Source organism: uncultured Psychroserpens sp., from assembly GCF_947494225.1.
Taxonomy (GTDB): Bacteria; Bacteroidota; Bacteroidia; order Flavobacteriales; family Flavobacteriaceae; genus Psychroserpens.
Map to the genome: position 1 here is coordinate 799,871 of NZ_CANLUG010000001.1, position 11,853 is coordinate 811,723.

The 11,853-nt window shown below is 34.6% G+C and carries 7 protein-coding genes; 6 read left to right on the forward strand and 1 reads right to left on the reverse strand.

Going from position 1 to position 11,853, the window contains the following annotated elements; genetic code table 11:
• Positions 1-34: 34 nt before the first annotated feature.
• A complete protein-coding gene (locus Q0893_RS03510; RefSeq protein WP_299272471.1) occupies positions 35-481 on the reverse strand; it encodes a hypothetical protein in 447 nt (148 codons plus the stop codon).
• A 514-nt stretch (positions 482-995) separates the two neighbouring features.
• Here Q0893_RS03510 and Q0893_RS03515 point away from each other — a divergent pair.
• The 6 genes from Q0893_RS03515 (at position 996) to Q0893_RS03540 (ending at position 11,688) form a co-directional block, all read left to right on the forward strand.
• Positions 996-4,424, forward strand: coding sequence for a hypothetical protein (locus Q0893_RS03515; protein ID WP_299272473.1), 3,429 nt, complete (start codon positions 996-998; stop codon positions 4,422-4,424).
• Positions 4,425-4,435: 11 nt separating this feature from the next.
• Positions 4,436-4,861, forward strand: a complete 426-nt coding sequence (locus tag Q0893_RS03520; RefSeq protein ID WP_298900915.1) for a hypothetical protein — start codon at positions 4,436-4,438, stop codon at positions 4,859-4,861.
• Positions 4,862-4,872: 11 nt separating this feature from the next.
• On the forward strand, positions 4,873-8,646 hold the full coding sequence (locus Q0893_RS03525) for a DUF6443 domain-containing protein (protein WP_299272474.1): 3,774 nt from the start codon (positions 4,873-4,875) through the stop codon (positions 8,644-8,646).
• The gene (locus Q0893_RS03530) at positions 8,615-8,989 is read left to right on the forward strand and encodes a hypothetical protein (protein ID WP_298900913.1); all 375 of its coding nucleotides are present in this window, start codon (positions 8,615-8,617) and stop codon (positions 8,987-8,989) included. The genes Q0893_RS03525 and Q0893_RS03530 overlap by 32 nt, the downstream gene beginning before the upstream one ends.
• A 314-nt stretch (positions 8,990-9,303) precedes the next feature.
• The gene (locus Q0893_RS03535; protein WP_298900912.1) at positions 9,304-11,163 is read left to right on the forward strand and encodes an RHS repeat-associated core domain-containing protein; all 1,860 of its coding nucleotides are present in this window, start codon (positions 9,304-9,306) and stop codon (positions 11,161-11,163) included.
• Positions 11,164-11,688 (forward strand): hypothetical protein, encoded by a 525-nt coding sequence (locus tag Q0893_RS03540; protein ID WP_298900910.1) that lies wholly within the window; start codon positions 11,164-11,166, stop codon positions 11,686-11,688. It abuts the gene before it with no gap.
• Positions 11,689-11,853 lie beyond the last annotated feature (165 nt).

Genomic DNA, 11,853 nt, shown 5'->3' on the forward strand with positions numbered 1-11,853 from the left:
AAAGATTATTAATAGATGATTTTTATTTTAAGAATTAAGACCCTGTTGCTGGTTCGCCACTTATTGTTATTGTAAAGTGATTTGTGGTTCCGTGATCATCTCGAGTTTTTGTAGCGATAAGATAACCGGCTTGTGATGAGGTGGCTTTAATATATACACCTGTCTCTCCTGCATGCCAACTGCCAGCATCTGGCTCATGAAAGTGAGCATAGCCTAATGGTTTTCCAAGATTATCATAGAAGGATAATCCAAATTTACTGTCTTTAAAAAAACAGCTTCCGCTGGCTTCACTTGTCGCGTGGCAGTACACGTTCATCCCAGGTTCTATAGGTTCACCTGGAACATCCTCGTTGTGTATACATTCTTTGTAATGTGTATCTAAGGTGACTGTTATAAAAGGGTTACTTCCATGTTTTACAATATTTTGCACGTCGTTTATGCTTTTTTTTACATTAAGCTCTACTTCAATAGTTTTAGACATAATTTCTAGTATTTAAAGGTTATTATTAATTGTTTTTACCTACTCTATCTATTTAGGCTTTTCGGTTTTCGCCTTTCTTTATCATCGAAAATTGAATTACAGTTGCACTTATAAATTGTTCAGGTCTCGACTACTTTACAAATGTCGAATACCATCGTTATTAATAGTAGAGCCAAAAAACTTGATTTAGAAAATCAGGTTAAACAGCTTGTATTGCATGTCAGATCAATCTGAAGTTTTAAAATGGCTTGGTGTGTTATTGCATTAAAATTCTGATGATAGATTTCCTAAGTACATGACTTATATTTTGCAGGTGTAGATCTTAAATTTAGTTAGGCTTCTACACCAACATTTAAAGCATTAACCTTTAATATTTAAAGGTTAAACCACAAATGAAACTCCTTTTTCATAAGTAGATTTAAGTCATTAAAAATGAACATATAAAATCATCGCAAAGCCCTGTAAAATGGACAATTGGTGATTTGTTTTCAATTAACTATTAAATCTTTAATCCATGAAAAAATATGCAGCACACATTATAACTGTATTCACAGTTTTAATGTTTTCTAAGTCGTTCGGTCAAGAACTCCCTGAAGTCATTCCGCCCTCACCAACTGTAGCCAATTTAATGCAGTTTGAAGAAGTTCCTGTAAGTTATTATACAGGCCAGCCTAATATTTCTATTCCTATATATTCCAAAGCGCTTAATGGCGATTTATCTGTTAATATAGGGTTGAGTTATAATACCCAAGGTATTAAGATTAATAATGTATCTGGATGGACAGGTACAGGTTGGTCTTTAAATGCAGGTGGTGTCATTTCCAGGACTGTTAGAGACGTGCCCGATGAGTTAAAGGCAAACTCTTATGGTTATTCAGGTATTAAAACTGGCGTTTTACATAATGATGATTACTGGAATTACAATACACTATCAGGAACAGGAGCAGGCTCTAAAGAAGAATACGATTGGAGAGCCGTTGGTAGTAGTATCCATAAATATGACAATGATGTCGATCTTTACCAGTTTAATTTTATGGGTTATTCTGGTCGATTTGTGATATTAAGGGAAGGACTTTCATTAGTTCCTAAACTCATTTCAAAAAGTGCAGCAATTGATATCAATTTTAATCAAAACTCAAGTGGTTCTAGAGCCATTAATAGCTTTACCATTACAGATCCTAATGGATATGTTTATGAATTTACTGAAGTAGAAACTACTTCTTCAGAAATTAATAGCGGTTCAGTGCCACAAGGCGATGTTGGTGTTTTGAATCCGTCAGGAACAAATGAAACCATTGCTATTAATTCGGCATGGCATCTTACTGCTGTTAAAACCAGTAATGGGATAGCATTAGCAACATTTACTTATAGTACAGAAAACGAATCTTATGTCACATCTGTGACAAGAACCTATAACAAAATCCTTGAAATTAATGGAAATTCCAATGTACAATTGGCAGATATTAGTGACCCTTATAACCAAGGAAAGCTCAAACCTGAGCAAACCGTTTCTTATTATGTAACCACTTCTCCAACAAAAAAACTGGCCTCGATAAGTTTTAAGGATGGCACTAGTGTTGCCTTTCTAAAAGATAATGCCAATTCACACCCTGAAACCACAGGAGCCATATTAAAGACAATAAACATTAAAGATACTTCTGGAGCAGTTCATAAAAGTTATACCATGAGCTACGAAACTACAACAGATACTAATACCAGTCCAGATTCACATCGTTTGTGGCTTATGAAAGTAAGAGAAACTGCAGGAGGTGTTAATCATGATTATCATCTAGCTTATAATGATAAGGCCAATTTACCTGGTTTCGATTCTAACATGGGTGACGATTGGGGCTATTATAGTGACATAGGTGTTACCACAATAAATTGTAGTAGCCCTGCTGCAAATGTTTATAGTGAGGCAACTATAAGTACTGGATTACTTTCGAGTATTTCTTATCCTACAGGTGGTACAAAGGAGTTTGAATTTGAGCATCATACGTATTCTTATTATGGAAATCAAACACTTGGCTATGATGAATATATGAAAAACCCGAGAAATACTGAACCTAAAAATGAAACACAGAGTTTTACCTATCAAAACCCTTCTCAGTTTTCCTCTTTACCAATGAGTTTAATAACAGGAACTTTGCCTTTTGCCCAAGATATATTTATATCATCAACTATAACAACACCAGCGGCAGGAAGTCCGTATTTAAATAATCATCGTGTATATGTTATTGATAGTAATAATGTTACTCATTTCGTAGAACTTAACGAAAACTGTTACAAAATTAATAATCTACCAGCTGGAGCTTTTACAGTAGGTTTTACATATAATACGAATCTAGATACTTCAGTATATACTGTAAGTGGAAACATTGAAATAGACTATATCAAAAAGCGTAAGAATTTCACACCAAGAGAAGAAATGATAGGTGGAGGTGTACGAATCAAAAACATCGCGTTTAGAGATAGCATTGTAGACCCTTCATCTCCTGTAAAGAATATTAATTATGTGTATGATGATGAAGCGAATACCTTAAGATCTTCGGGAGTAATTGATGCAGAATTAGATCGTCTTACACGAAAGTACATCCATACGGCTAATAATTTTGTAGCAGCAGCTCCTAATTACACGTCTCCTGGCGCTTCCACACCAGTAAAATATGAGATTACTGAAGTAGGCGTAAGAGCCCAACTAAGTCAAGGCGAATATGTAGGTTATAGACAGGTAAAAGTCTATGAAACAGGTAATGGTTATACCATTTACAATCATACTTCTGCTTACGAGTTTCCTAGTCCTTCGGATGTGTTTGATCTTCCAAATCCTCATCCAGCACCAAACAATGATTATAGGCGTGGACTACTCACAAGAAAACGCATTTTTAGAGAGGATGACAAACCTTTACAGGAAATCACGCATTATGATACTAATGGTGTTTTAAAATATGACTTTGTCGAGGACGCCATGTTCACCATGCGAAGTTCTTATAAAAAAGACACTTGTCCTTGGTTTATCTATTACGATCAATACAGTAATTATATCAGTTTAAACCCTGATGCAGCTGGTGGAAATGATCCATCACAGAGCTCAGGATATTATAGTGGTTGCAATACTAGTGATGTCACTCAAAACAGTAGAATATTCTATTCTGGTTGGGCGAAACTGGAAGAAGTCACCACTACCGATTTTTTCTATGATGGTCCAACGACAAGAACCAAAACGGTAAGGCAAACTTACGAGTACAACGATGAAAACTTTCAGGTAAGCCAAGAAGATGCTTACTACGAAAAGTCTGGAGTACAAGAACATTTACAAACCAAGTATTTCTATGCAGTACCTGCTGGAGCTACGCCTGGATCTAATTTTTCTGCCACCTTGGTAAATATGAGAAATCTCAATATGATTAACACCGTTTTGGAAACAGAGTCATATAGAAACTCAGTAAAAATGAATGAGACTCATAATATTTATCATCCATTTCATACCAATTTTGTCGCCTTACAAGAAGTTAAAGTAGCCAAAGAATCTCAAGGCTTGATTTCTATAGTACAATTCCATGATTATGACACGCATGGTAATTTGGTTGAAGTCAGTAAAACTGATGGCGCACGTATGAGCTACCTCTGGGGGCATAATAAAACCTTGCCAATTGCACAGCTTTCAAATGCTGAGTATGCCGATATTCCTAGTACATATAAAAGTATCTCAGGAAATATTGATTTCACTACAGAAGCTAATCTAAGAAATGTGTCTGCACTTTCAGATGCTCAGATTAGTATTTTTCACTACGATCCTATAATAGGACTTACTAAATCTATCGATCAACGAGGTTATAAGATGTACTACGAGTATGATGCCTTTGACCGATTGGAATACATAAAAGACAACGATTTTAAAATCGTGAGTAAGAACAGCTATCACTATAAAAATCAAAACTAAAACCTAAGGACATGAAAATTATATATACCATCGTTGTTTGTCTACTCTGTTTGGCAGCAACACAGCAAACAAATGCTCAAGGTCAAAACTCAGAATACACCTTGCAAAGTGAACATGTCTTCTCTTATGGTGAGGACAAACAAATCACATCGACCATTACCATTACTGAAAGCACATTTAATTGGATTCAGTTTATCAATGATGATACAGCCGCTACCAATTTTAATATTGTTAGTGTCTCAGGACAGTGGAATGAAAGTACGTCTACGGGTCAGTTAAATTATACACTAAATATTGTTGAAGATGGTGAAACATACCAAGCTAGTTTTACTATTGAGGGAACATCAGCAGGACTATCTGCAGAGCTTATATGTATACTGTCTGAAACAGAACAGGAAGTCTACGAATTTTCTATTAACGGTATCACCTACCAATAAAAATCAATGTCATGTTAGAACACAAGAATATAAAACATCGAAAAAATTCCATATTGACATTGGTAGCTATGCTCGCCTTTAGTTTTTATGGTTTTAGCCAGTTTATTGCTGGACCAACAACAGTTGTTGAAACCAGTACACATACTTATACCTATGATTCGGGGAATTTAATTACCTATCAAAAATGGACTGTTACTGGAGGTACAAAACTGTCTTACGGTTTACTCTCTGGGACTACCTATTATGTTACTATAAAATGGGGAACTACTGGTGTGGGCAATATAAAAATGCAGCAACGAAAAACAGTTTTAGCAGAATTGGATGTTAACATAACCACTGCCACCTATTGCGCAGATACCAATTTAACTAACACCAATTATGTACATACCATAACGCCAAGAGTCGCCGTATCAAACCATGCTGCATTTGACCAATTAGACAGTAGCCAAAAGCTGGAATCTGTAACTTATTTTGACGGACTTGGAAGAGCCGTTCAAAGTGTTGCCATTCGTGCAGGAGCAAGTTGCGAAGATATTATTGCGCATGCCGAGTATGATGCTTATGGGAGAGCCAAACAAGAATTCTTACCCTTTGCTCAAGAGAATAATGGAGGCGCATTTAAAACCAATGCAGAGAATACAACAGATTCATTTTATAATACCACTAAATATGAAAACACGCTCAACCCATATACCGAAAAAGCGTTTGAAGCCTCACCTTTAAATCGTGTGCTTAAGCAAGCCGCTCCTGGTAATGATTGGGCTATGGGAGGTGGCCACGAGATAGAAATGGATTACCAAACCAACGAAAATTCTGAAGTAAGACGTTTTGAGGTGACCCTTGCTTATAATAGCGCACACAAAATTTATAACACTACATTGACCTTAAACGGTATGTATAACGAAGGCGAATTGTATAAATCAATCACCAGAGATGAAAACCACACTGGAACTTCAAAAAATCATACGGTTGAAGAATTTACCGATGCCGAAGGCCGATTAATTTTAAAACGAACGTTTAATGATATCGATGTTAATAATGATGGGACCATCTCTGGAACTAATGAATCGGCAGTGAAACATGATACCTATTATGTTTATGACAGACATGGAAACTTGAGTTTCGTGCTGCCTCCTTTAATGTTAACAGACACAGGAGTGCTTACTGATGTTACGAACGCTATGGATGGTTTAGGCTACCAATACAAGTACGATGATAAAAACCGTTTGGTAGAAAAGAAAGTCCCTGGAAAGGGTTGGGAATATATCGTTTATAATAAGTTAGATTTACCTATTATGACCCAAGATGAAATTCTTGACCAGCAAGGGAAATGGTTATTCACCAAATATGATGCTTTTGGAAGAGTGGCCTATACAGGAATTAAAAATTCAACAGGATCACGAACCTATTTTCAAAATTTGGCCAATGATTATGCCTTAGCGACGCAATACGAAGTTAAAGTAAGCTCAGGAACAGGATATTCTAATACCTACTATACATCTACAGCCATCCCAACAAGTAGTGATGAAATTCATACCATTAGTTATTATGACGACTATAATTTTGATTTAGCTGGTGGTGTTTCTGAAACGGCTTATGGGATTACACCAATTACCAATGTTAAAGGATTAGCAACAGGTACAAAAGTTAAGGTTTTAGATACTAATGATTGGATTACAACGGTAAGTTACTACGATAGCAAAGCCCAGCCTTTATATATTTACAGTCATAACACCTATTTAGAAACTACAGATAAAGTAAAAAGTAACATTGAATTTGATGGTCGAGTGACAGAGACCACCACTACCCATACTAGAACAGGGCATAGTGCTGTTTATACCGTAGACACTTTTGATTATGATTCTCAAAACAGACTCCTTAGTCATCACAATAAAATTACTAGCACATTTATGCCAGAAGAGGTGATTACAGAACATAGTTATGATGAACTTGGACAGCTAGAAAGCAAAGGTGTAGGAGGCGATATTTCGCAATCTAGATTGCAAACCATAGATTACACCTATACTGTAAGAGGTTGGTTAAAATCAATAAACGATGTTGACAATTTAGGCCATGATCTTTTTGGTTTTGAATTAAATTATAATGGTGCTATAGAAGGATCAGGTGGTGGAAATCCACTATATAACGGTAATATTTCACAGATAAAATGGAAGACCGAAAATGACAATATAAAAAGAGGCTACTCATTTAAGTATGACGCACTAAATCGTTTAACCACAGCTTATAGCAGAAAGCAAAGTACACTGAGTGCGGTAGATCAATATTCGATGTGGACCAAATATGATAAAAACGGAAATTTAACCCGATTACACCGAAATGGTCATACCAATTCTGGAGCAACAACCTTTGGAGCCATGGACGACTTAAATTATACTTATGAGACAAATAGCAATCAGCTTAAAAAAGTAGAAGATATGGGTAATGACACCTATGGCTTTGTAGATGGTTCTAATACAACAACAGAATACACCTATGATGTTAATGGTAATATGCTAACCGATGCCAATAAAGGTATTTCATCGAATATTACCTATAACCACTTAAATTTACCAACCCAAGTGACCTTAAGTGGTGGAAATATTCAATATATTTACGATGCAACAGGAATAAAACAAAAAAAGATAGTGAGTACAGGAGGCAATACCGAATATGCAGGAGGCTATATCTATGAGAATGGAGTATTAAAGTTCTTTTCTCACCCTGAGGGCTTTGTAGAAAAAAATGGTGCCAGTTATGATTATGTATACCAGTATAAAGATCACTTAGGTAATATTAGACTCAATTATAAAGACATCAGTACAGCAAGTACACCTAATCTAGAAATTCAAGAAGAGAATAACTACTATCCTTTTGGACTCAAACATAAAGGGTATAATGGTAATGTAGTCTCTGACCACAACTATGGTTTTGGAGGTAAAGAAGAGCAAAACGAACTAGACTTAGATTGGATAGATATTACAGCACGTAATTATGATCCCTCACTTGGGCGTTGGATGAATTTGGACCCTTTGGCTGAAATTATGAGAAGACATAGTCCTTATAGTTATGGATTTAATAATCCATTGAGATATGTCGACCCAGACGGAATGGCGCCAGATGATTTAGTTTTAGAGGGAAAGCAAAAAGCTATCAATCAATTTGAAAAATTAACAAATGAAGAATTGGGTGGACAATTTGTTCATGTTGATGGAAACGGTAATGTTACTCTTAGCGCTACTGATAAGGAATATGCAGCTTTTACTGATGAACAAAAAGGGCTATATGATGTTTTAAAAAAATCTGTTGATGCCAAAGGGGTGGTTACTGTAAATATAGTGATGAATGATGTAGATACTAGAATTGGAGGTACTGAAACAAAAACTATTGATATTGGAGATATTAGTGAAATAAAAGATGGAAAAGCATTAACCAAAAAGACATTAATAGGACACGAATTTGAAGAACAATTTGAATATCAATTAGGCTCAAAAGGTAAACCTTTAAATAAATTTGATGCGCATAGCGCAGGAGAAGCAGTCGAATCAACAATTAATGGAGGTTATGAAAGGTTACCAAATGACCCATCTGATGATAATTTTAGACAAGAAAGAATTCCAAAAAGCGCTAAGACCAGAGGTGTTACATCGTCTCAAGGAAATATAAATCATCCTAGTAAAAAAGCTATATCTGGTACATATACGTATAAATTCACTAAAAATGGTAAAACAATAACAGCAACAATAACATATAAATATGGAAACGTTACAAGTAATGAAGAGAATTAAATATGCACTTATCTTTTTTATTATTATTCAATCATGTGATAGTACAAAAAAAAATAAATTTGATTGTACAGATAAATTCGCATGCCAAGAGGTTGAAAAGAATTTAGAAATTTTATCAGATTTTATATTTTATGGTAAAACTTTTTCTGGCAAAGAACTTAATGATGCTAGATCCCTTTTTGAAAACTTATCAGGATATAAATCAGATGCTGATGTGCAGTTTGAAGGACAGTCACCTCCAACTTTAAATGATTTTTACACATGGACCTCTTGGTATTCAACAGAATATAATAGATTAAGATATAACAAAGAAAAAAAACAAATTTATTTGATATCTGAGTAAGGTAATGTGGGTAATGTCCCTCGCTGGCGCAAGCGTCCATGCTTGTGTCCAAATAGATAAGTAATACAAAAGCCATGATGTAAATTGTGGCTTTTGTTTTTAAGTTGTTATAGATTATTTTCTGTAGTTTTGATTTTATAAAATGGAGCGTACTTATGTTGTTATAGCACTAGCGTGGACGCTAGCGCCAGCGCAGGGAAACAACCACTACCCATACTAGAACAGGACATAGTGCTGTTTATACCGTAGACACTTTTGATTATGATTCTCAAAACAGACTCCTTAGTCATCACAATAAAATTACTAGCACATTTATGCCAGAAGAGGTGATTACAGAACATAGTTATGATGAACTTGGACAGCTAGAAAGCAAAGGTGTAGGAGGCGATATTTCGCAATCTAGATTGCAAACCATAGATTACACCTACACTGTAAGAGGTTGGTTAAAAACCATAAACGACCCTTCAAATTTGGGAAGTGATTTGTTTGGATTTAAGATTAACTATAATACCACAGATCATGGCGGTACAGCCTTGTATAATGGTAATATTGCTGAGACGGAATGGAAAACAAAAAACACTGATCACGGTTTAAAATGGTATAGCTACGATTATGATGCGCTGAACAGAATTACTGGAGCGACAAGTAATTCTAGTAATTATCATGTAAATGGCATTACCTATGATAAGAATGGTAATATCATGACATTAAAACGAAACGGACATACCAATACACTCGCCACAACTTTTGGTGTTATGGATGATCTGGATTATGAATATGAAACAAATAGTAATAGGCTTAAAAAAGTGACGGACAATGCTACAATACCTACTTATGGCTTCGTAGATGGCTCTAATACAACAACAGAATACACGTATGACGCCAACGGTAATATGCTCACCGATGCCAATAAAGGTATTTCATCGAATATTACTTATAACCATTTAAATTTACCAACACAAGTGACCTTAAGTGGAGGAAATATTCAATATATTTACGATGCAACAGGGGTAAAACAAAAAAAGATTGTGAGTACAGGTGGCAATACTGAATATGCAGGAAATTATATCTATGAGGATGGAGCCTTAAAGTTCTTTTCGCATCCTGAAGGCTTTGTAGAAAAAAATGGTACTAATTTTGATTATGTATATCAATATACCGATCATTTGGGAAATATTAGATTAAATTACAAGGATATAAGTACTACAAGCTCGCCTAGTTTAGAAATACAGGAAGAGAATAACTACTATCCATTTGGCTTAAAACATAAAGGGTATAATGGCAATCCGATAAGTGAACACAAATATAAATATAATGGAAAAGAATTAAATGAAGAACTAGGGTTAGATTGGTACGATTATGGTGCAAGAAATTATGACCCTGCTTTGGGAAGGTGGATGAATATTGATCCTATGACAGAAGCAATGAGAAAATTTTCTCCATATAACTATGCGTGGGATAATCCAATTATTTATATCGACCCAGATGGAATGTTTGCTACATATGGATTGAATAAAGAAAGTGGTGAAATAAAAAAAATTGACGATAAACAATATTTTGATGAGAACGGTGTTGAAGTAGATAGATTAGTTGATAGTAAAGATAAAAAAACTATAGTATCTGATAATGTAGATAAAGGACTTTTGAGTGATGGATTAAACATTAAGAAAAATGGTCTTCAAACAAGTAATGTTAGTGGTGCGGGTAAATTAGCAATAGATATTTCCATGAGTATTAAAGAAGAAGTTGTAGCTGTTGTTTACCAAAATGAAGATAAGGAAAAGTATATTGAGGTAAGGCCGTATGAAGGAGGACGTATAGTAAGAGATGAAGAAGGTAATGTTACAGAAATGATATCTGGAGCTGATATGAGGATTGAACCTTCTTTTACATCTTCTGATGAGACCTTTACTGGTAAGCCTATCTATGCAATGCATACGCACCCTGGTCACCCAGATGGAATTGATATAATAGGAAAGCCAACTCCAAGCCCTGCTGATTTAAGAATTGCTAGAATGAATAAAGAGATTAACGGTGTTGATATTCCTTTTTTCATTATTGGTTCAAAAAGTATTACATTAGATGGAAAAACATCGAATAGAACAGGATATGATAGTAAGGGTAACGTTAAAACAATTACTCCTCCCAAAAAGAAAACGAAAAAGAAGAATTAAATGAAGAATATTTTTTACATTACGTGTTTAACATTGGTGAGTTTTGTTTCTTGTAAGCAAAGTCAGAATAACATCAGTTTTGAAAATAAGAATATGAAATTTTCTGAAACTCAAATTATTGATTTAATTGAGATTATCGAAAAGGATGATCACTCTATAAATAAAAGAGAATTTTATTATCATTTTCGATATGATGATTTTTTAAATGAAAATACAACTATTATAGATCTTGTTAAAAATGAAAAAAAACCTTCTCTAGAAGATGGTATTTCTGATGTTGTTAAGTATAAAGGTAGTTATATTTTCATTTATGAAACACTACAATCGCTTTCAAAAGAGAAGTTAAATTATGTTAAAGAAAATGATTTGATATCTGCTACTGAAGCATCTCCATTTTTTGTGCCTGATTCTAAATATTGGAATCTATATATTAGAAATGAAAATGATGGTTTGATAGTAAAAAGTATGAGACAATTAATGCCGACTGCAGAAAGTAATAATCTCAATGAATCAATAGATTTTTAAGTTGGGTAAGGTAATGTAGTAAATTAGTTGATATATTAATTTTAAGTTCTAAATAATTAAAAACCAGTGGTTAGAAGATTTTCTAATTACTGGTTTTTGTCCCCTCGCTAGCGCAAGCGTCCACGCTTGTGCTAAAAGATAGATAATACAAAAGCCACAATGTAA